Genomic DNA, 22,633 nt, shown 5'->3' with positions numbered 1-22,633 from the left:
ACGCCATGCGCGCCAAGGGATGGCACTTCACGCTCAGCCTGGCCGGCGGCGACGGTCTCGATCTGGCAGTGGTCGACTTCCGCCTCGACGAAGCACTTTCCGCGCCCTTCACTCTGGAGGTCGAGGCCGCCAGCCGCCGTCCCGACCTCAACCCCGGCGATCTGCTGGAAAGCGGGGCCACGCTCACCGTCTGGCATGACGACCGGTCGACCCGTCGCGTGCACGGCGTGGTCAGCGAGTTCGCCCGCGGGGATCGCGGCCATCGCCGCACCCATTACCACGTCACCATTCGCCCGGCGTTGTGGCGACTCTCGCTGCGGCAGAATTCGCGCATCTTCCAGAACGTCTCGCCGCTGACGGTGATCAACACCCTGTGCGAGGAAAATGGCCTCACCGACGTGGCCTTCGCCGCCACCCGCGAGCCCGCCAAGCGCGAATACGTGGTGCAGTACCGCGAGACCGATCTGGCCTTTATCCAGCGCCTGGCCGCCGAGGAAGGCTTCAGCTTCTTCCACGAGTTCGAGGACGCCGAGGGCGGCATTCACCGCCTGGTGTTCGCCGACTCGCCCCAGGCGCTGAGCTCGCTGGGCGAGCGCACCTACCATTCCCGCGCCGGTGGCACACCGCCCGAGACCCATGTGCGCCGCCTGCGCCAGACCAGTCGCGTGCGCCCGGCCAGCGCCGCCCTCAAGGACTACAGCTTCAAGCAGCCCGCCTATGCACAGCTGCACGACAAGCAGGGCGAGGGGCTCGACCAGCATGCCCAGCGTGGTGCCCGTGAGAAAGCGTACGAGCATTTCGACTACCCCGGGCGCTTCAAGGCCGATCCCTCCGGCAAGGCCTTCACCCGCCACCGTCTCGAATGGCTGCGCCGCGACGCGACCACCGCCGAGGCCGAAAGCAACCTGGCCGAGCTGGCGCCCGGCCGCCGCTTCACGCTCGGCGGCGACGACCTGCCGGCCCCGGGCGACTGGCAGGTGGTCAGCGTGGCGCACCACGGCACCCAGCCCCAGGCCCTGGAAGAAGACGCCGTGCAGGCCGACGGCCAGACCACGCTCAACAACCGGCTGAGCCTGGCCCCGGCGGACATTACCTGGCAGGCCGACCCCCAGCCCAAACCGCGTGTCGACGGCCCGCAGATCGCCTTCGTGGTCGGCCCCGAGGGCGAAGAGATCTACTGCGACGAACACGGCCGGGTCAAGGTGCAGTTCCCCTGGGACCGCTACGCCAAGCCGGACGAGACCGCCAGCGCCTGGGTTCGCGTCAGCCAGGGCTGGGCCGGCGGCGGCTATGGCTTCCAGGCCATCCCCCGGATCGGCCACGAGATAATCATCTCATTCCTGGAGGGTGACCCCGATCAACCGATCATCACCGGGCGCACCCACCACGCGGTGAACGTGCCGCCCTACGAACTGCCGGCGCACAAGACGCGCACCGTGCTGCGCACCCAGACCCATCAGGGTGAAGGCTTCAATGAACTGCGCTTCGAGGACAAGGCCGACCAGCAGCAGATCTGGCTGCACGCCCAGAAAGACCTGGAGCTGCTGACCCGCCACGACCGTACCGAGGAGGTCGGCCGCGACAGCGACCTCAAGATCAAGCGCGACCGCATCAGCGAGCTCGACCGCAACGAGCACCACAGCGTGCGCGGCGAGCGGCGCGAGAAGAGCGACGGTGCCCACCACCTGACCATTCACGGCAGCCTGCATATCAACGCCGGCCAGGCCTGGCTGACCGAGAGCGGCCGCGAGCTGCACATCAAGGCGGGCCAGAAGGTGGTCATCGAAGCCGGCAGCGAACTGGCTCTCACCGCCGGCGGCAGCTTTCTCAACGTCAACGGCGGCGGCATCGCCATCGGAGGCCCCAGTGTGCGCATCAACGCCGGCGGCAGCCCCGGCAGCGGCACCGGCCAGAGCGCCCAGGCACCGCTGCGGCCGGGGGAGGCTCAGCCGGAACAGCATAAGACGGTGGAGCCGCAAAGGCTGCCGAGCCTGCTCGATTACCAAGTTTCCAGCGCCGCCATGCTGCCTCTCTGCGGGAAAATCAGCGACACCCAGTGCACGCGGGAGGACTGTCCATGCATGGGTGGTTAGCGCGACTGCCCGAAAGGGCTTATGTCTCGGGCGCCCCCGCGGCCTGGATACGAACGGATCGCCCCATCGACCTGATCATCGATCAACGCCGGGCCACTGCAGCGAGTCGCGACCTGCTCGGCTGTGAAGGGGTGCAGGAACATGCCGTGCTGCTGGCCGGCACGCCAATGGCACCTCTGCAGGAGGCCAGCCCCTGGCTCATCAGGGTCTCTCCCGATAGCAATGCCTGGCGTAACGCCGAGTCGCTTTGTCGACAGCGCTGCCTGGGCTGGTGCTGTCAACTGGCGCCGAATGTCGCCTTTGTCGATCTGCTCGAGTATCTGCAAGACATGGTCGTCTGGAACGATGCCCAGGGTGGGCAATCGCTGGTCAATTGGCAGGACCCGAGGGTACTGACGGCCTTGCTGGGCAGTGCAGAATGGCGGTTTCTGAGGCAATGGCTGGCACCGCTCGGTGGTATTTCCACGCCTACTCCTCAAGGCAGATGGCAAGCCTGGCAGGAAATGGCGCCGGACGATGTCTCGGAGGCAACGCCACGCCTGACGCGCGAGATGCAAGCCGCGCTGAAAGCGGCGCCGCGAGCCTGGTTTCTGGCCGAGCGGCTAGAGATTCGGCTCGATGAGCTCGACTCGGAATGGCTTCAGGGGCTGCAGATACTCAATCAGCACGGCATTACGCGGCCCCGACATCTCGAAGCCTTGTTACCGTTGTTGAAGCAGCCAGGGTGGTGGCAGCGCCATGATATTCAAGAACTCCTCGAGGCCAATCGTCCGGCATGGAAGAAAGTCGAGGCGATGCGCGAGTGCATTAATAAGTCGTCGCAAGCGGCAGCAAGGGATGTCACTCAATGGATGATCTGATCAAGGACGATGGCGCGGCAAGGGGCCACTCCAACACAGGGGACTGGCAGGTCGCCGATGGTGGCGCAGCCTCGACACCACCGGAGCGCACAGTCCATGAGCTGTCCGGCTGCGAGGTCCAGCCGGGCGGCGATGAGGTGGGGGCCGAGCCCCCTCACCCCTGCGAGGACAATCAGTGGGCCGACATTCTGTATTTGAGCGGCACCGGCAGCTTCTGGCTGTTGACGCAGTCAGTCTCCGACGCCCTGCATGAAGCGGCCGATCAGCTCGCCGGCATCGTTGCTGAGAGCGATCCGCAACGTCGCCTGCAGAAGCTGAATGCCGAGTCCGGATTGACCGATTGCATCATGCCGGCAAGTGTCGAGAGCTTCATGACCCCGGAGCAGCGCGACACCTATCGCAACAAGCAACGTGAGCTCGTTGATGCCAACGCACAGAAGGCTTCGAGCCGCGGGGCATCGATTCGCCGGGCGAGCCGGAAGATCAATGAACTCAAGGGCGAGATCGCCGCACTGGAAGGACAGGGGCGCAAAGCCGCCGAGGAGCAGGGTTACGAGGTCGAAGGAGATCGCTACTACGGCGCCTGGGAAAACGCGATAGACGCTGCGCTGGGCACCTACCAGCAATCTCGCGCCGCCTATGTGCTGCGGGCCCAGACGCAGGGGGAAGCATGGAAGGAAGCGCTTCAGGAGGCCAATCGGTACATGTCCAGTTGCCAGACCCGCAACCCGGAAGAGGCACTGAGCACCTGCGATGTCCTCAACTATGCGGACTATCTCGACGAGGCGAATGGCAGTGTTGAGGCCGGGTATTTGCAGAGCATTCTCCGGCTGGCCTCCATGGGCGTCGCCACGCCGGAATTCGCCCTGGCGAACAGCACCCGGCGCGTGTCTGGTGTTCAAGGGGGGATTCGCGCCTTCGATGCCTACCTCGAGTTGCTGGGTGAGTTGCCGGCGTTGACCTCCGCCATGGGAGCCAAGCTGGACGACTGGCGTGACAGCACGGCGGGACAGGCAACGCTGCCCGTCTTCCTGCTGGGTGACGAACGCCGGCGTTACGAGCAGTACTGCCAACGACTGGATGCGGTCTATGCGGTGGCACGCGAGGCAACGCAAGCCATGCAACCGCGACGAAGCCTGTTCTGGGATGCCGATGTCGACAACCCGCGGCATGCACTCGGCTACAGGAAGCGCAGTGTTCAGGTCGTGGTGCGCAATAACTTCCCGTTGCGTGAATTCAGCTCACCGCTCGGGTCCAAGTCGCTCAGTCACCTGAGTCTGCATCAACTGGCCGCCCTGGCCATGAACGCCGAAGAGCACGATGGCCTGACGCGCGCCCTGCCCGGCGACGGCGCTCTCCCTGGGCAATTGTGGGAGGCCGAGGAAAATGCGCTTTCCATCTGGCTCGCCGGTCGGGGCTGCCAGGCGATCGACTGGCGCCGCGAATGGCACGATGAACCCATGGGGCTGTTCCAGCCCGAGCGCTTCTTTGCCTATCTCGAAGAACAGGCCTTGCAGATCGACGGGCTGGAAGGCAAGCGCGAGGCCTGGGGCCAGGCGTTGCAGAACATGCTGTTCACCGGCCCCTCCCGCGACGTGCTGCGCCTGTTCGATGCCTCGGCGCAGGCCCAGTACCTGCGCATGGTCGGCATGCGCCAGGGCGATCTGAATGACTCGCTTGTGGCCGACCGGCCCGACAAGGTCGAAGCCACCACGCCCGCGCTATCCGTGCAATTCATGGAAGGCAGTGCATCGGCCGCCACACAGGGCGGGGTGTCGGCGCAATCGACCGCTATCGGCCAACCGACCGCGACGCCGCCGAGTGGCAGTGGCAAGGCGAGCCTCTCGGCCAAGGTAGAAGCCACCTTCAACTTGCTGGGCGGCGAACTCTCGTTGGGGCGTTTCTCGCTCCCCGACGAAACCCAGGCATCGCCCATACACGTCACCCTGCATAACAAAGGCAACGAGCGCCGCAGCCTGGGGTGTTATTCGCTGCAACTCGAGCCGGTGCTCAAGGGCTTTGCCGGTGCCAGTGTGGCGCTTGCCACCGAGACAGGGTTGAGCCTCGACCACAACGGCGTATCGGTGGTCGGTCTCGACCAGGCCAACACGGCGGGCACGGCCAGCGCCTTCGATGCCTTCGCCGGGGTCGGTATCGGGGTGGAGTGCAGCGTGGCGCTGCGCTGGAAACCGCCTCGCGACATCATTCAACGCCTGCCCAAGTACGCCGCCCTGGACGAACTTGGCCTGCTCAGTGCCCCGCTGGATGACTGGGGCAACCTCTCCAGCGCGACCCTGGCCGGCGAAGCACTGGCGGGTTACGGCGCCACGGCGGATTTCCAGCTTGGCCTGGTGGACGGCAAGTTCGTCTTGACCCTCAAGGGGCGGCTGGTCTTCAAGGTCGGCTACGGCGGCAAGCTGACCGTCACTCTCGACCCCAACCGGCTGGACCCCTGGATGGGCATGCTGCACCAGGCCCTGGTCGACAACGAATACGAGGTGGTTGACTGGATCACCCCCGAGGCCTTCGACGGCTTTCGCAAGCTGTTCTTCGTGCAGACGATGTTGCTGGTGGATGTTGGCATGCTGGCCCTACGCGGCCTGGATACCCTGGATGACCTGTATACCGGTTTCACCCGCTCGGAGCGCGCCGGGCCGATCGCGTATGCCATTGTCGATACGGCATCCAACCCGGCCAGAGCAAGAGAGTTGCGTGCCTGGGTGCAGCATCTTCCACCCGAAGCTATGGGGCCCTTGCTGCATGTGCTGAGAGCGGCGCCGGGCTTTCTGGGCTATGAAATCGGAGGCAAACGCTACGGTCGCAATGAGGCGATCGATCTGCAACAGATCGCCATCGCCCAATGCCTGGAATGGATCGAAGAGGGCTATACGAACGGCCACTATCCAAGACGCGCCGCCCAGCGCCTGTTCGAGAAGGCCGTGGCCAGGATGTCGGTGGATGGGGAGTACAGCGGCGCCGAGGCAGGTGGCGATGAAAGTAGCAATGAAAGCGACGATGAAAGCGCCAGACGCCAGGCCTTTGGGCGTGCCTACTGTGAGAGTCGCTATCAGTTGGATCAGTTTATGAAACATGGATTAACGGACAATTTTGAAGCACAAAAAGCACGTGAGAAATATCGAAGCATTACCAGCCGCCTTGGGCAGGATATGGACACCCACTGCCACTTCGTTCAGACACCCCGCGGCAAAGAAGCCACTTATCGGGAGACATAAGATGCGCTACGACCGGTTATTGTTCGCCATCGCGCTACTGAGTCTGCCGTGTTCGGTGCTGGCCCTCGATGACGAGGCCCAGGCGGCCAAGGAAGAAGGGATGCGTCTCTACAACATTAGTCATTCGACAGCGGCATTGGCATATCTGGAAAAGGCGGCTAATGCCGGAGATGTAGAGTCCATGTATTACATGGGAGAAGCCGAGCGTCGTCAGCATATGGGCAGCATGACTCGAGCGGCCTTGGAATGGTATCTCAAGGCCGCCGATCACGGTGACCCCTATGCCATGCTAAGGCTGCACAGCGGCGGGGCCTGTGTTGCGGGAGATTACTGTCCAGAAGAGGTCGAAGGCTGGCGGGAAAAGGCCCTGGCCATCACACTGCCTAAGGCCGAGGCCGGCGATACGGATGCCATGGTGGCGCTTTACTATATCTATGCGGCCCTGAATGACGAAGATGAAGGGGTTGACTGGCTCGAGCGCGCCGCCGAAGCCGGCAATCCCGAAGCCCAGTATCGAATGGGTAGTATGATCCATGGCGGTTACGGCTGGTACTTCCTGGAATCCCGGCGCCTGAAGGCCGCCGAAAGGTGGTTACGCAAGGCAGCGGAGCAAGGATATGTACCAGCGATGGATGCCTTAGCCGAGGTTTTAGGAAAGGAGAATAGACCTGAAGCTGCTTGGCGGTGGAAAGTAAAAGCATCAAATAATGGTTATTTGGAAGAACGCTTAACAATGGGTGGTTGCTACCTTGACCCGGAAAGATGGAATGAAAAAATAAGAGAGGGTTTATGCCAAAATAAAAAAAACGTAGTTAAAGGTTGGGGTATTAGTTATGCGGTTTTTAAAGAAACTGGTAATGATACCGCAGAATGGATTATGGATAAAAGTCGAGGTGATATGACTCCTGAGAAAATACAGGAGGCAGAAGAATTAGCTCAAGAATGGCTGAATAAAGAGCCACCCCTTTCCAAGTTTCCGCCACGTTATGGGTTCTAAGTAGTGTTTGGCATTCTGTGTCCGGGAGCTGTTGGTGGCATGAGCGATATGGCCTTCAGCCGCCCCGGCCCTCGATCCCGAGTCGCCGAGAAGGATAGTCGATAATACAGCCTGCGAGTCAGACTCGCGGGAGCGAGGCATGGCAGGGACGCCATGCGGCCAATTCTCGCCAGGGGAGGTGCGCTGCCGCCCGCCCCGGCGGTAGCGTGGCTAGAGATAAGAAAGCGTCGCCCATACACGTGCACCTTGCACAACAAAGGCAACGAGCGCCGCAGCCTGGGGTGTTACTCGCTGCAACTCGAGCCGGTGCTCAAGGGCTTTGCCGGTGCCAGTGTGGCGCTTGCCACCGAGACAGGGTTGAGCCTCGACCACAACGGCGTATCGGTGGTCGGTCTCGACCAGGCCAAAACGGCGGGTTACGGCGCCACGGCGGATTTCCAGCTTGGCCTGGTGGACGGCAAGTTCGTCTTGACCCTCAAGGGGCGGCTGGTCTTCAAGGTCGGCTACGGCGGCAAGCTGACCGTCACTCTCGACCCCAACCGGCTGGACCCCTGGATGGGCATGCTGCACCAGGCCCTGGTCGACAACGAATACGAGGTGGTTGACTGGATCACCCCCGAGGCCTTCGACGGCTTTCGCAAGCTGTTCTTCGTGCAGACGATGTTGCTGGTGGATGTTGGCATGCTGGCCCTACGCGGCCTGGATACCCTGGATGACCTGTATACCGGTTTCACCCGCTCGGAGCGCGCCGGGCCGATCGCGTATGCCATTGTCGATACGGCATCCAACCCGGCCAGAGCAAGAGAGTTGCGTGCCTGGGTGCAGCATCTTCCACCCGAAGCTATGGGGCCCTTGCTGCATGTGCTGAGAGCGGCGCCGGGCTTTCTGGGCTATGAAATCGAAGGCAAACGCTACGGTCGCAATGAGGCGATCGATCTGCAACAGATCGCCATCGCCCAATGCCTGGAATGGATCGAAGAGGGCTATACGAACGGCCACTATCCAAGACGCGCCGCCCAGCGCCTGTTCGAGAAGGCCGTGGCCAGGATGTCGGTGGATGGGGAGTACAGCGGCGCCGAGGGGAGTGGTGAGGAAAGCGACAATGAAAGCGCCAGACGCCAGGCCTTTGGGCGTGCCTATTGCGAGAATCGCTATCGGTTGGACCAATTCATGAGAGTTGTTTCTTCTACTGGAGATCGTGATGCGGGTGATGCCAGAAGAAGTTATAAAAATGTGTCACAACGCCTCGGTCAGGATATGGACACCCACTGCCATTTCGTTCAGACACCCCGTGGTAAAGAAGCCACTTATCGGGAGCCCTAAGATGTGCTTCGTCCGGTTATTGTTCGCCATCGCGCTACTGAGTCTGCCGTGTTCGGTGCTGGCCCTCGATGACGAGGCCCGGTCCGCCAAGGAAGAGGGGATGCGCCTTTGGGGCATATCCGAATGGATCAAGATGCAACCTTATCTCGAAAAGTCAGCCGAATCTGGTGATGTTGAGTCCATGTATTATCTGGGGGAAGCCAATCGCTTATTGGATAGAGGGCTCTCACACGACGCCATGGATTGGTACCTCAAGGCCGCCGATCACGGTGATCCCTATGCCATGCTAAGGCTGCACAGCGGCGGGGCCTGTGTTGCGGGAGATTACTGTCCAGAAGAGGCCGAAGGCTGGCGGGAAAAGGCCCGGGCCATCACGTTGCCTAAGGCCGAGGCCGGCGATACGGATGCTATGGTGGCGCTTTACTATATCTATGCGGCCCTGGATGACGAAGATGAAGGGATTGACTGGCTCGAGCGCGCCGCCGAAGCTGGCAATCCCGAAGCCCAGTATCGAATGGGTAGCATGATCCATGGCGGTTACGGCTGGTACTTCCTGGAATCCCGGCGCCTGAAGGCCGCTGAAAGGTGGTTACGCAAGGCAGCGGAGCAAGGATATGTACCAGCGATGGATGCCTTAGCCGAGGTTTTAGGAAAGGAGAATAGACCTGAAGCTGCTTGGCGGTGGAAAGTAAAATCATCAAATAATGGTTATTTGGAAGAACGCTTAACAATGGGTGGTTGCTACCTTGACCCGGAAAGATGGAATGAAAAAATAAGAGAGGGTTTATGCCAAAATAAAAAAAACGTAGTTAAAGGTTGGGGTATTAGTTATGCGGTTTTTAAAGAAACTGGTAATGATACCGCAGAATGGATTATGGATAAAAGTCGAGGTGATATGACTCCTGAGAAAATACAGGAGGCAGAGGAATTAGCTCAAGAATGGCTGAATAAAGAGCCACCTCTTTCCAAGTTCCCGCCACGTTATGGGTTCTAAGTAGTGTTTGGCATTCTGTGTCCGGGAGCTGTTGGTGGCATGAGCGATATGGCCCTCAGCCGCCCCGGCCCTCGATCCCGAGTCGCCGAGAAGGATAGTCGATAATACAGCCTGCGAGTCAGACTCGCGGGAGCGAGGCATGGCAGGGACGCCATGCGGCCAATTCTCGCCAGGGAAGGCGCGCCTGCAGTGCCCCCTCCAGAGCTGCACAGGGTATAGTGCAGCCATCAGGAGGAGAAAATGAGCAACGATATCCCCATCAAGCAATGGACCGCGAAGCGTAAAGCGTCCGTGGTCATGGGTATCGTCAAGGGCAAGACCATGGTCGCCGAGGTCGTCCGACAGCGTGACCTCACCGTCTCCGAGGTCGAAGGCTGGATCGATGAAGCCCAGCGCAACATGGAGAACGGACTCAGGGCCCGCCCCAAGGATATCCGCGAGCAATACGAGTCCGACTTGTGGGAAACCAAGGGGGCACTGGGCGAGGCCCACTTGCAGATCAACGCACTAAAAAAAGTGGCGCCGCCTGCTCGACGAGGACGAGAACTCGTAAGGTCGCTGCAGGTGGAAATGGCCCAGGAAGGCCGCAAGGTATCACTTGCCAAACTTTGCCGCCGGCTGGGCTTCCCACGGCGCAGTCTGTGTTACCGGTGCAAAAGCGCGACCTAGCTACGGCTATCGCCGGCTGTCGGGCGTGCTGGGTGAGAACTGCAAGCCGGTCCAGCGTGTCCTGCAGCTCAAAGGCTGGTAGGTGCGCAAGCGACCGTAGGGTTTCTGACCTTGCGCCAGCAGCTTGCAATAGCGGCCATACCTGTCTCTGGACTATACGGCACCCGAGCACACCCCGCATGTAAGCTATTTCAAGCTGTCGTTTTGCAGGTTTTGATTTTTTTACCATTTTATTCGTAATCGATTAATTAAATTGACGTAGGATATTTCTTACATGGGGGAGTTTTTTGGCATTTGCGTGTATTTATCTAATTGATTTTTATGGAGTTTTTTTTGTTATTGGTGATGTGGTGTTTTTGTCTTCCCTCTTTCCTCTTGTTGATGGCCATGTTGGCAATCCCCCTATCAGTTAGTAGTGATGATATCCTCCTCCCGGTCTTCAGGGATGTGCTTATATGCCTTTTTCAGTACATCCGATTCAGTGGCGATGACGTTGTGGCCGATATTGCATTTGGTTGATTGAGCCACGCTTAAGGTCCGGTGGAACCCTATTACCACCATCTCAGCGTTAACGATAAGGGAGCTTCTATCATGGCCAAGGAAGGTTCAGTGGCGCCGAAAGAGCGCATCAACATCAAGTACGTACCTGCCACGGGAGATAATCAGGCCGAAACGGAGCTGCCTCAGAAGCTGCTCATCGTCGGCGACTTCAAGGGGGGTAACGAAGAAGCGCCGATCGAGGATCGCGAGGCCGTTTCGGTCAACAAGAACAACTTCCAGTCCGTAATGCGTGAAGCCGGGCTAAGCCTGCAAACTTCCGTACCCAGCCGCCTGGAGGATGATGCCAGCGGTCAGGAGCTCAATGTTGATCTGAAGCTTCAGTCTCTGGAAGATTTCGGCCCGGATAGCGTCGCTCGTCAGATCCCCGAGTTGCAGAAGCTTGTCGAACTCCGTGAGGCATTGGTTGCTCTCAAGGGACCGCTGGGCAATGTGCCTGCTTTCCGGGAGCGGCTGCAAGCCTTGATCGAAGATCCTGCTACTCGTGATCAGTTGCTGAGCGAGCTGGACCTCATCGACAACCAGGCATCCTCCAACGACACCTGATTACCCGCACGGAAGCGAGGCATTATCATGACGGAATCCACACAGAACCAGGCCGTTGCCAGCGAAGAGGTTCAGTCCGAGTCATTGCTCGACCAGGTGATGGCGCAGACCCGCATGGTACCCAATGAAGACGGGTACGATGTGGCCAAACAGGGCGTTGCGGCTTTCATCAGCGAGCTTTTGAAGTCCGATGACGCTCAGCAGCAGGTCAACAAGTCAGTCGTCGACCGAATGATCGTCGAGCTGGATCGTAAGATCGGCCAACAGGTCGATGAAGTAATTCACACCGATGAGTTTCAACACCTGGAGTCCGCCTGGAGAGGCTTGAAACTGCTCGTGGACCGCACGGATTTCCGCGAGAATATCAAGCTCAATGTCCTTCACGCCACCAAGGAAGAGCTGCTCGAGGACTTCGAGTTCGCCTCCGAGCTCAGTCAGAGTGGGCTGTATCAGCATGTTTATGCTGCTGAGTATGGTCAATTCGGTGGTGAACCCGTGGCAGCGATGATTGGCCACTACGACTTCACCCCCTCCACACCGGATATCAAGCTGCTGCAGTATACTGCCTCGGTCGGCGCCATGGCGCATGCGCCATTCCTGTCTTCCGTGGCGCCCAGCTTCTTTGGCATCGACAGCTTCGAAGAGCTGCCGAACATCAAGGACTTCAAGGCCATCTTCGAAGGGCCGAAGTATACCCGCTGGCGCAGTCTGCGCGAGTCGGAGGATTCCCGTTATCTGGGCCTGACCGCGCCCCGCTTCCTGCTGAGAACGCCTTACGACCCTGAGGAAAATCCAGTCAAGTCGTTCCACTATCGCGAGTCGGTCAACGATAGTCACGACAACTATCTTTGGGGCAATACGGCCTACCTGCTGGCCGAGCGTCTCAACGACAGCTTTGCCAAGTATCGTTGGTGCCCAAACATCATAGGACCGCAGAGTGGTGGTGCCGTCGAGAACTTGCCCACGCACACCTTCGAGTCCCTGGGGCAACTGCAGAACAAGATTCCCACCGAAGTGCTGATCACCGATCGGCGCGAATTCGAGATGGCCGAGGAAGGTTTCATCTCGCTGACGATGCGCAAGGGCAGCGATAACGCGGCCTTCTTCTCGGCTAACTCGGTACAGAAGCCCAAAACGTTCCCCAATACGCCCGAGGGCCGTGAGGCCGAGACCAACTACAAGCTCGGCACTCAATTGCCTTACATGTTCATCGTCAATCGCCTGGCACACTACATCAAGGTGCTCCAGCGCGAGCAGATCGGCTCCTGGAAAGAGCGTCAGGACCTGGAGCGCGAGCTCAACACCTGGATTCGACAGTACGTGGCGGATCAGGAAAACCCGCCTGCCGATGTGAGAAGCCGCCGTCCGCTGCGCGCCGCCTCGGTGCACGTCTCCGACGTGGAAGGCGACCCGGGCTGGTACCAGGTATCCCTGGCAGTGCGCCCGCACTTCAAGTATATGGGCGCCAACTTCGAGTTGTCGCTGGTGGGTCGCCTCGACAAGGAGTGACGTCATGGCCGCTTCCAGAGATCGAAGCGGCCTGGCTGGCGCCAGCCTTTTCGAACGCCTGTCGGCACCGAATCACCCGGTACCGTCGGCGGATGTTGTCGAGGCCACGGTCACTTCCATCAAGCGCCATCTGGTCGAGCTTCTCAACAGTCATCCGGGGCACAGCGAATGTGCACCGGGCCTGGGTCTGTTGGACCTGAACGATGCCACGCTCGGCGCGCTTGATCTGGAACTCAAGGTCGAGAGTGCCATCCGTGAGTGCATCGAGCGCTATGAACCGCGTGTTCACCGCGTTCATGTCGAGACTCAGCACCATCACGACAACGACCCGCTGCAGCTGCGCTTTCAGGTTCAGGCCGTCCTGGATGTCGATCACGACATGGCGGAAACCACCATTGATCTGCTGCTCAACGACAAGCGCTATCTGTGCTTGAACTGAGGCCGTTATGCTGAATCGCTACTATCGGGATGAACTTGACTTCCTCAAGCGCCAGGGACGCGAGTTCGCCGAGGGAAATCCCGGCCTGAGCCGCTTTCTCGCTGAGCACAGCACCGATCCCGACGTCGAACGGCTGCTAGAGGGCTTTGCGTTTCTCTCGGGACGCCTTCGCGAGAAGGTCGATGACGAGTTTCCCGAGTTGACGCACTCACTGGTTGCCATGCTCTGGCCCAACTATCTGAGGCCGGTTCCCAGTGTAACGATCGCCCAGTTCAAGCCGCACCTCAATAGTCTAAGTACGGGCCAGGTCGTGCCCAAGGGCACCGCGCTGTCCAGCGAGGCCGTCGAGGACACGGTTTGCCAGTTCCGCACCTGTCATGACCTGAATGTCTATCCGCTGGCCCATGAAGGGGTCCAGGTGCAGCACTCCCGCGAGACATCGCAGCTTCTGTTGAACCTCTCGGTGCACAGTGATCGCCCCTTGAACGAGATCGGCATCGGAGCGTTGAGGCTTTATCTGGGCAGCAGTGAATACACTGCGCGCACCCTGTATCTATGGCTGAACCACTATCTCGCGGGAATCGAACTGGAGGTCGATGGACGCAGCCTGAGTCTACCTTCCTACCTCCTGCAGTCGGTGGGCATGAGTGCCAGGGATGCCTTGCTGCCTTATCCCCGAAACGCCTATCAGGGCTATCGAATCCTGCAGGAATACCTATGTTTTCCCGAGGCCTTTCATTTTATCGAGCTGCAGTCGCTGGGGGACTACTTGCCTGCCGGTGTGGCCGAGACGGTATCCCTGCGTTTCACCTTCTCGCGCACCCTGCCGGCCGATGCCAGGGTCGTGGACGAAAGCCTGGCGCTATTCTGCACACCGGCGATCAATCTCTTCGAGCACGATGCCGACCCGATCGACCTGACCGGCGAGCGTAGCGAGTATCGGGTGCGTCCCAGTGGCCGTTACCCCTCGCACTATGAAGTCTTCAGCGTCGATGACGTGGAAGGTTGGCTGGAGAGCGCTAGCGGGCGCATTCGTGGAGCGCCGCGTCGCTATGTGCCGTTTGAAAGCTTCGAGCACCAGATCGAACGAGACCGGGATCGTCAGGCGCTCTACTATCGAATTCGTGTGCGCGACAGCCTGCGTGGGGATGGCTTCGATCATGATATTGCCTTCGTGCGGGGCGATGAGCAGGCCTGCATGGGCTTTCGCGAAACCATCTCCCTGCGCCTGACCTGCAGCAACCGGGAGTTGCCCGAGCGCCTGGCCATTGGCGATGTGCATGTTCCTACCGATGAAAGCCCTTCGTTTGCGACCTTTCGCAACATCACCCGGCCCACGCCGGCCATGCGTCCCACGCTGGACGGCAGCCTGCTGTGGACGCTGATCTCCAATCTGTCGTTGAACTATCTATCGTTGCTGAATCGTGACGCCCTGTGTTCCGTGCTACGCGCCTACGATTTTCGTGCCCTGGTGGATCGGCAGGCAGAGCGGATGTCCCAGAAGCGCCTGCAGGGCATCGTCGATATTCAGACCCAGCCGGTGGACCGGCTTTATAAAGGGTTGCCGGTGCGGGGGCTGCGCTCCGTCATGACCCTGGATCAGGAAGCCTTCGGTGATGAAGGTGGCCTCTACCTGTTCGGCTGTATGCTGTCGCGCTTTTTCTCCCTCTACGCCAGCATCAACTCCTTTCATGAGCTGGAAGTCATCAATCAGCAGAATCGAGAGCGTTACACATGGAACTTGCAGACGGGGCAACAACCCCTGATGTGACGCTCTCCCCGCTGGTCGAGGGCGCACGTCACTACAACTTTTATCGGCTGGTCGAGCTGCTTCACCAGTATCACGGCGATGACCTGGAAAAGGGCAGCGCCGTGGACACCGAGCGTGTGCGCTTTCACGCCACGGCTTCGCTGGGCTTTCCCAGCAGTGACATCGTCAACCTCGAGTCTCGCGATGCCGATACCTACAATATGCGCATCAGCTTCCTGGGGCTCCAGGGTTCGCAATCACCGCTGCCTAGCTATTACCTGGAGTCGATGGCGCATGAAGATGCGCATCGTGAAGGCGTGGCGACAGACTTTCTCAATCTGTTCAACCACCGCTACCTGACACTGCTCTATCGCGGCTGGCGTAAGTATCGGCATTACGTCCGCTATCAGGATGGAGCCAGCGACGGACTTTCTTCCGCCGTGTTCGCGCTTGCCGGGCTGGCCGATGACCGCCTGCGCGGTGAAACGCCCATCAACTGGAGCAAGATGCTCGCCTATGCCGGTCTCCTGGCCGGTCGGTCACGCTCGCCAGATGTGGTTTCCGGCATCGTCGGCCACTGCTTTGACCTGCCCGAGGTCGAGATCGAGCCCTGGGTCTATCGGCGGGTGATCATTCCCGACGACCAGCGCAGCAGTATGGGCATGCGTTGCGCCACCCTGGGGCAGGACCTGGTTTCCGGTGCCAGTGTGGCTGATATCAATGGCAAGTTCGCGCTCTGTCTGCGCGGCCTGAGCCTGGAGCGCTTTCGCGACTTTCTGCCCGATGGTCGTGACCACGCCGCCCTGGAAACCCTGGTGTCCTTCGTGCTGCGTGAGCCCCTGGCCTATGACCTGGAACTGGAGCTGCTCGAAAGCGAGGTTCGCCCCATGCTCCTGGGCGATAGCAAGAGCTGCCAGCTTGGCTGGACCACCTTTGTGAACCCAGACCTCAACGCCACGGCTCGGCGACGCCGGGTCCGTATCCAGATGACCCGGTGAGATTTCCATGACAGAAACGTCCCGACATTCCGCAATCACGCTGGTGGTCACCAACAGTGAACGGCTCGAAGGCCGCTCCACCAGCAGTCATGTTTTCCCGGCCTCCGGCGGTACTCTGGGCAGCGCCCCCACGGATGACTGGCTGCTTCAGGATCATTCAGGCCGAATTCAGCCGGGACATGCTGAAATCCGCTTGCGGGATAGCCAATTCTGCCTGATCGATCAAAGTGGTCGAACCTTCGTCAACGACGCCTCCTTGCCGTTGGGGCAGAGCAAGTATGTGGCGCTGCGAGACGGTGACGAGTTGATCGTCGGCGAATATCGCATGCGCGTACACATGGGTGACCGTCAGGCGGAGCAGGGCGGTGTGCAGTCGCTGGCAACGCTCGTCAACGATGATCAGGCACTCCTGGAAAGTAAAGAAGCCAGTCCCTTTGCCACGGTCGAGACCCAGCAGCGTGACGATCCCCTGAAGGCACTGGGCGATATCACCGCCGAACAGCGCCAGCATGACCCGTTGGCTGCCCTCTCGACGCAGGATAGCGGCCAGACCGACGCGCCTTTCGAGGCACCAGACGAACTCATGACCACGGTGGACGAGGCAGATCCCGTCAGCTGGACACCTTCCCTGCCTTCCCATGGATACCAGAAGGAACTCAAGATGGACGAAAAGCTGCTGAATGATCTCGAGCGCTCGGTCGGCGAACAGCTCGAAGACCGCTGGCAAGAGCCAGGCCAGAGCGGCATGGAGCACCTCAGTGCCTCTCCCTTGATGCGGGCCCTGGGCGGCCACCTGAATTTTGCTGACAGCACCGAGCAGCAAGCCTTTCTGGAAGAGTCGGGCAAGACGCTGAATGCCACCATCCAGGGGCTGTTGCAGCTGCATCAGCATCATGACGATCGCCGCTATCCGCTGCGTGATCGTCATCTCCAGCCTATCGAGGACAACCCGCTGCGCCTCGGCGAAAGTTACGAACGTACCCTGGAAACCCTGTTTTCGGCACAGCGCAGCCCTGTACACCTTTCGGCCCCGGCCGCCGTGACAGAGTGCCTGCAGCACCAGCAGCAACACATGGTGGCCATCGAAGAAGCCATCAATGAAGCCTTGCGCTCAATTCTGGCCGCCTTCTCGCCGGATGCGTTGCTCAAGCGCTTCATGGCCTACCGTGGTGCCGGCAGCGCGCAAACCGACAACGAGGGTGACTGGGCCTGGAACATGTATCGCCATTACTTTCAGGAACTCAACTCGGGTCGCCAGCAGGGCTTCGAGAAACTGTTCTGGGAGGTTTTCGAACAGGCCTATGACGCCTCCTTGCGTCGTCAGCAACGGGAGGCGTCATGACCAGAGACATCGTCAAGAAACGTGCATGGCTCAGTGCACTTGTCCTGGTGTTGGTGGCATTGCTGGCGGGCTGTTCGACCACGGCCGATGTGGCCAGCAAGACGTATCAGGTCTGGAGTGACCCTTCGACGCCGGTCGGTCCGCTTGAAGATCGGCCCTCCAAGGTCGATTTGAGCATGCTGGCTACCGAGAACGTCAATCCCTATCTCGGTGGCGAGGGAACACCCTTGCGTTTCCAGATCCTGCAACTCAAGGACGATTCGATGCTGATGGCCGCTGATCGTCAGCAGCTTTTCAGCGATCTGGAAGACGCACTGGGCACCAACTATCTGGCTCACGATGACTTCACCTTGTTGCCGGGCCAGTTCAAGTTCTACGAGCCCTTCGAGATAGAGGAGGACACCCGCTATATCGGCATCATCGCCTTCTACGCATCGCCCAACCGGGCTCAGTGGAAGAAAGTCGTGCGTGTCGATGACACCGGTCGCGACTACCACCTGCTGGTGCACTTGCTGGCGCATGAAGCCAAGTTGAGAAAGGAAACCCAATGACCAGTCGTAACCGAGTCGTCTGGAGTGAAGGCCTGTTCATCAAGCCGCAACACTTCCAGCAACAGCAGAGAAGCCTGGAAGGGCTGATCGAGACTCGCCTGCGCGGTGTCGGCAGCCATCTGCATGGGTTTCTGTCGCTGGAAATCAATGCGGAATACCTGAGCTTCGGCCGCGTTGCGCTGACGAGGGCCAGCGGCGTGATGCCGGATGGCACGGCGTTTCAGTTGCCTGACGACGATGTCGAGCCTTCACCGCTGGAAATCGACAACGCCGCTACGGCCAACCAGATCGTGTATCTCGGGCTGCCGTTGGCCACCGATGGTGTCGCGGAGGTTGACTGGCAATCCTCGTCGTTGCCGTCCCGCTATCGTGCCGAGACGCGCGGCGTGCGCGACCTGCACTCTCAGGAAGGCGATCTGGCCGATCTGCATCTCGCCCGTGTGGCGCCGCGCCTGCTGCTGGAAAGTGAAGACCGCAGTGCCTATGCCTGCCTGGCGGTGGCTCGAATCGTCGAGCGGCGCCCGGATGGCAGTCTGGTACTGGACGAGAATTTCCTGCCGACCCTGCTCAACGCACAGGCGGTGCCGGTATTGCAACGTTTCGTCAGTGAAATGGCGGGATTGATGCGCGAACGTGCTCGCAACTTGGCGCATCGCATGGCAACCCCCAACCAGAGCGGTGTGGCGGATGTGTCCGAATTCATGCTGTTGCAGTTGCTCAACCGCGTACATCCGCGTTTTCAGCATCTGTCCCGGCTCGGCCATCTGCATCCGGAGCGCCTCTACAGCGCCATGCTCGAGGCCTGCTGCGAAATTCTCACTTTCACGGGCGAGTCTCGTCTGCCACCCGAGTTTCCAGCCTATGACCACGATCATCCGGAAACCGCCTTCCGGCCGTTGATGCAGAGCCTGCGCCAGTCCTTGTCGACGGTGCTGGAACCTCGAGCGCTGGCGATTCAGCTACAGGCACGACGTTTCGGTCTCAAGGTGGCCACGCTGCAGGATTCGAGCCTGCTGGAAGATGCCGACTTTATCCTCGCCGTGCGCGCCGACATGCCGCCGGAAAGGTTGCGCAAACTGTTCGTGCAGCAGACCAAGGTGGCCAGCGTCGAGCGTGTACGCGAGCTGATCAGTCTGCAGCTACCGGGTATTCCCCTCGAGCCGCTGCCGGTGGCGCCCCGGCAGCTGCCGTTCCATGCGGGCTACACCTATTTCCGTCTGGATCGCCACAGTGAGGCCTGGAACATGCTGCGCGGTGCCAGCGGCTTTGCCTTTCATGTGGCCGGGGACTTCCCTGGACTCGAAATGCAGTTCTGGGCCATCAGGAGTTAAGCCATGTCGACGCTCGTATCACCCGACGCCACTCGCCATGAAGACAGCATCAATGAGGAAGGACTCGATTGGCTGGTCCACAGTCACGCGGGACACCTGGACGCTGATGAGGACTACTGGTTCCGGCTGCGTGGCCACAGCATCAATCCGCTGGTCGATGCGGCCAGCCCCTTGCTGGGCATGGTCGTGCGGGTTCGCCATGTCGAACACGTTGATGATATTGACCAACTGTATCGCCAGGTCGTCGACGAGATAGCATCCATCGAAGTCGAGCTTACCGAGCAGGGCTATGACCGGCCCACGCTGCTGGCCTATCGCTATGTGCTGTGCTCGTTCATCGATGAAGCCGTCATGGCCACGCCCTGGGGCAATCAGAGTGTCTGGGCGGCGCACTCATTGCTGGCACGCTTTCACAACGAGACCTGGGGCGGCGAAAAGGTCTTCTCGATCCTCTCGCGCCTGCGCCAGGAGCCGCGGCGCTATCGCGACATGCTGGCCTTCATCTACCTCTGCCTGTGTCTGGGCTTCGAGGGGCGCTACAAGGTGCGCTCCGACGGCAAGGAAGAATACGACCAGATACTGCGCGAGCTCGGTGACCAGCTGGCCTCGCTGGACCACCACGAGGACGACCTGCTCACTCACCCGCTGGACAACGTGCAGAACACCTCCCGGCGCCAGGGAGAAGGCATGCCGTTGTGGGGCATCTTCGCGATCTTTGCCGGCATGATGCTGGTGATCTACTTCGGACTCTCGATTTCGCTGGAGCACCAGGCCGATCAGGTCGGTGCACTACTGGACCGGATTACCAACTAGGGAAGCTGGCATGCTAAGGATGGATCTGGCGGCGCTGATCGGCCGCCTCAATGGCGTGTCCCGTCAGGGGCTCGAGCAGGCCGCGGCGATCTGCGGTGAACAGCAGGCCGCGGAAGTCAGTGCCATGCACCTGCTGCTGGCGCTGGTCGATCAGCCGCTGTGTGACATACGAGTATTACTCGAGGTCGAAGGCATCAATGTCGACGAGCTGCGTCAGGCGCTGGTCGAGGACGCCCGCCCGACCGCCGAGCTGGACACCGACGTACCGGCTTTCTCGCCGCTGCTGGTCGAGTTGCTGCAGGACGCCTGGTTGCTGGCCAGCACCGAGTTCGAGCACCGCGAGTTGCGCAGCGGCCTGATACTTACCGCCCTGCTGCACCATGCCGAACGCTACCTGGGCACCAGCAGTTGCAACGTGCTCGAGCGCATCAATCGCGAACGGCTGCGTCGTGACTTCACGCTGCTGACGCGCGAATCGGCCGAAGCCGTGGTTGCCACCCCCGAACACAATGCGCCACGCCCGGCGAATGGTGGCGATTCCGCCCTGGCGCGCTTTGCCACCTCGCTTACCGAGCAGGCACGCAACGGCGAACTCGACCCGGTGCTGGGACGTGACCCCGAGATCGACCAGATGCTCGATATCCTCGGGCGGCGCCGCAAGAACAACCCCATCGTCCTGGGTGAGGCTGGCGTCGGCAAGAGCGCGGTCGTCGAAGGCCTGGCCCTGCGCATCGTTGCCGGTCAGGTCCCGGCCTCGCTGGTGGACGTGGAACTCATCGCCTTGGACCTGGGCGCGCTGCAGGCCGGTGCCTCGGTCAAGGGCGAGTTCGAGAAGCGCCTCAAGGGCGTCATCGAGGAAGTGCGCCAGGCGCCGCGCCCGACCCTGATGTTCATCGACGAGGCGCACACCCTGATCGGGGCCGGCAACCAGGAAGGTGGCGCCGATGCCGCCAACCTGCTCAAGCCGGCGCTGGCCCGGGGCGAGCTGCGCACCATCGCTGCGACTACCTGGCGCGAGTACAAGAAACACATTGAGAAGGACCCGGCGCTGTCGCGCCGCTTCCAGCCCGTCACCCTGGCCGAGCCCGACACCGAACAGGCACTGGTCATCCTGCGTGGCCTGCGCGATGTCTACGAGGCGACCCATGGCGTGTTGATCGGCGACAGTGGCCTGCGCGCGGCCGCCGAACTCTCCGCCCGCTATCTGGCCGGCCGCCAGCTACCCGACAAGGCCATCGACGTGCTGGATACTGCCTGCACCCGACTCGCCCAGGCACTGGACGCCGAGCCGCGTCGCCTCAGTCACCTGCAGAGCGAGTACCAAGCGGCGCGGCGCGAGTACGACCACCTGCAGCGCGAGACGCGCCTGGGGCGTCCGGCCGACGAGCAACGCCACAACGAGCTGATGCGTCGCCTGGCCGGTCACGAGGCCGAGCTGGGTGCACTGCAGGGCGCCTGGCAGGAACAGCGCGAATGCGTCGATGCCATGCTCGAGCTCCATCAAGCCCTGCTCGACGGCTCGCCGGACGCCGGCGATGCCCTCCCCGACGAGGATGAGCAGCGCCGCGAGGCCCTGAGCGAGTACGAGGCGCGCCTCGAGCGACTGCAGCGCGATCATGCCCTGGTGCATGCCAGTGTCGAGGACGCCCAGATCGCCGAGGTCATCGGTGACTGGACTGGTGTCCCGGTGGAGCGTATCACCAGTGACGAGCTGACGCGGCTCACCGAACTCCCCGAACAGCTTGGCCGGGCCATCAAGGGCCAGGAAGAGGCCGTCAATCGCCTGCATCGTCACCTGCTGACCGCGCGTGCCGACCTGCGCCGTCCAGGCCTGCCGCTGGGGGCCTTCCTGCTGGTCGGCCCGAGTGGTGTGGGCAAGACCGAAACCGTGGTGCAGATCGCCGAGAGCCTCTACGGCGGGCGTCAGTTCATGACGACCATCAACATGTCCGAGTATCAGGAAAAGCACACCGTCTCCCGCCTGATCGGCTCGCCCCCCGGCTATGTTGGTTTCGGCGAGGGCGGCCTGCTGACCGAGAGCATTCGTCAGCGCCCCTACTCGGTGGTGCTGCTGGATGAGGTCGAGAAGGCCCACCCCGACGTGCTCAACCTCTTCTATCAGGCCTTCGACAAGGGTGAGATGGCCGACGGCGAAGGCCGGCTCATCGACTGCCGCAACGTGCTGTTCTTCCTGACCTCCAATCTGGGCTACGAGACCATTGTCCGCCATGCCGGCCAGCCCGAGGCCTTGGAACCGGCCCTCTACCCGGTGCTGGCCGAGTTCTTCAAGCCGGCCCTGCTGGCGCGCATGGAAGTGGTGCCGTACTTCCCGCTGAATCGTCAGGTACTCCAGCGCATTGTCGATGCCAAGCTCGAGACCCTGGCCGAGCGTATCCGCGACCGTCACCGTCAGGCCGAGGTGACCTTGGACCCCGCGCTTGCCGAGGCCATCTGTGAGCGGGCCAACCGCAGCGAGAATGGCGCCCGCATGCTGGACTCGGTCATCGAGGGCGAGTTGCTGCCGCCGGTCTCGCGTTCGATCCTCGAGCGCCTGTCGCGTCAGGAATCCATCTCGCGCGTGGTGCTCGGCGTATCCGAAGGCGGCTTCAAGGCAGAGGTGGCATAAC

17 protein-coding genes are annotated in these 22,633 nt (G+C 61.1%); all 17 read left to right on the top strand.

The genetic code is table 11. The annotated features are described in order from the left end of the window. The first annotated feature begins 5 nt into the window (after window positions 1–5). Window positions 6–2,093: a type VI secretion system Vgr family protein gene (locus tag RSO41_RS01560; RefSeq protein WP_315617114.1), complete on the top strand. Its 2,088-nt coding sequence runs from the start codon at window positions 6–8 to the stop codon at window positions 2,091–2,093. Then, on the top strand, window positions 2,078–2,953 hold the full coding sequence (locus RSO41_RS01555; protein ID WP_315617112.1) for a DUF4123 domain-containing protein: 876 nt from the start codon (window positions 2,078–2,080) through the stop codon (window positions 2,951–2,953). The genes RSO41_RS01560 and RSO41_RS01555 overlap by 16 nt, the downstream gene beginning before the upstream one ends. Further along, window positions 2,941–6,186, top strand: coding sequence for a hypothetical protein (locus tag RSO41_RS01550; protein ID WP_315617110.1), 3,246 nt, complete (start codon window positions 2,941–2,943; stop codon window positions 6,184–6,186). The genes RSO41_RS01555 and RSO41_RS01550 overlap by 13 nt, the downstream gene beginning before the upstream one ends. Window position 6,187: 1 nt before the next feature. Further along, window positions 6,188–7,183, top strand: a complete 996-nt coding sequence (locus RSO41_RS01545) for a tetratricopeptide repeat protein (RefSeq protein WP_315617109.1) — start codon at window positions 6,188–6,190, stop codon at window positions 7,181–7,183. Between the two features lie 246 nt (window positions 7,184–7,429). Beyond that, on the top strand, window positions 7,430–8,506 hold the full coding sequence (locus RSO41_RS01540) for a hypothetical protein (RefSeq protein ID WP_315617107.1): 1,077 nt from the start codon (window positions 7,430–7,432) through the stop codon (window positions 8,504–8,506). A gap of 1 nt (window position 8,507) precedes the next feature. Next, window positions 8,508–9,500, top strand: coding sequence for a tetratricopeptide repeat protein (locus tag RSO41_RS01535; RefSeq protein ID WP_315617105.1), 993 nt, complete (start codon window positions 8,508–8,510; stop codon window positions 9,498–9,500). Between the two features lie 240 nt (window positions 9,501–9,740). Beyond that, the gene (locus RSO41_RS01530; RefSeq protein ID WP_315617103.1) at window positions 9,741–10,169 is read left to right on the top strand and encodes a DUF1153 domain-containing protein; all 429 of its coding nucleotides are present in this window, start codon (window positions 9,741–9,743) and stop codon (window positions 10,167–10,169) included. Between the two features lie 591 nt (window positions 10,170–10,760). Then, window positions 10,761–11,273: a type VI secretion system contractile sheath small subunit gene (gene tssB, locus RSO41_RS01525; RefSeq protein ID WP_315617101.1), complete on the top strand. Its 513-nt coding sequence runs from the start codon at window positions 10,761–10,763 to the stop codon at window positions 11,271–11,273. Window positions 11,274–11,297: 24 nt separating this feature from the next. Further along, window positions 11,298–12,782: a type VI secretion system contractile sheath large subunit gene (tssC, locus tag RSO41_RS01520; protein ID WP_410000308.1), complete on the top strand. Its 1,485-nt coding sequence runs from the start codon at window positions 11,298–11,300 to the stop codon at window positions 12,780–12,782. A 4-nt stretch (window positions 12,783–12,786) separates the two neighbouring features. After that, entirely contained in the window at window positions 12,787–13,221 is a 435-nt protein-coding gene (gene tssE / locus RSO41_RS01515) for a type VI secretion system baseplate subunit TssE (RefSeq protein WP_315617096.1), read from the top strand. 7 nt (window positions 13,222–13,228) lie between these two features. Next, on the top strand, window positions 13,229–14,992 hold the full coding sequence (tssF, locus tag RSO41_RS01510) for a type VI secretion system baseplate subunit TssF (RefSeq protein ID WP_315617094.1): 1,764 nt from the start codon (window positions 13,229–13,231) through the stop codon (window positions 14,990–14,992). Beyond that, window positions 14,956–15,969 (top strand): type VI secretion system baseplate subunit TssG, encoded by a 1,014-nt coding sequence (gene tssG, locus RSO41_RS01505; protein ID WP_315617092.1) that lies wholly within the window; start codon window positions 14,956–14,958, stop codon window positions 15,967–15,969. Before tssF ends, tssG begins: the two co-directional genes overlap by 37 nt. 7 nt (window positions 15,970–15,976) lie before the next feature. Continuing rightward, window positions 15,977–17,311 carry a type VI secretion system-associated FHA domain protein TagH gene (gene tagH, locus RSO41_RS01500; protein ID WP_315617090.1) on the top strand — a complete coding sequence of 445 codons (1,335 nt, stop codon included), beginning with the start codon at window positions 15,977–15,979 and terminating at the stop codon, window positions 17,309–17,311. After that, window positions 17,308–17,862 carry a type VI secretion system lipoprotein TssJ gene (gene tssJ / locus RSO41_RS01495; RefSeq protein WP_315617088.1) on the top strand — a complete coding sequence of 185 codons (555 nt, stop codon included), beginning with the start codon at window positions 17,308–17,310 and terminating at the stop codon, window positions 17,860–17,862. Before tagH ends, tssJ begins: the two co-directional genes overlap by 4 nt. Next, a complete protein-coding gene (tssK, locus tag RSO41_RS01490) occupies window positions 17,859–19,193 on the top strand; it encodes a type VI secretion system baseplate subunit TssK (RefSeq protein ID WP_315617086.1) in 1,335 nt (444 codons plus the stop codon). Before tssJ ends, tssK begins: the two co-directional genes overlap by 4 nt. 3 nt (window positions 19,194–19,196) lie before the next feature. Continuing rightward, entirely contained in the window at window positions 19,197–20,006 is an 810-nt protein-coding gene (gene icmH, locus RSO41_RS01485) for a type IVB secretion system protein IcmH/DotU (RefSeq protein ID WP_315617084.1), read from the top strand. A gap of 10 nt (window positions 20,007–20,016) precedes the next feature. After that, window positions 20,017–22,632, top strand: coding sequence for a type VI secretion system ATPase TssH (gene tssH, locus RSO41_RS01480; RefSeq protein ID WP_315617082.1), 2,616 nt, complete (start codon window positions 20,017–20,019; stop codon window positions 22,630–22,632). Window position 22,633: the final 1 nt, after the last annotated feature.

It is taken from the genome of Halomonas sp. I1 (assembly GCF_032334135.1).
Classification (GTDB): Bacteria; Pseudomonadota; Gammaproteobacteria; order Pseudomonadales; family Halomonadaceae; genus Halomonas.
Note: the sequence above shows the minus strand (reverse complement) of the source record. Positions and strands in the feature narration are given on the sequence as shown.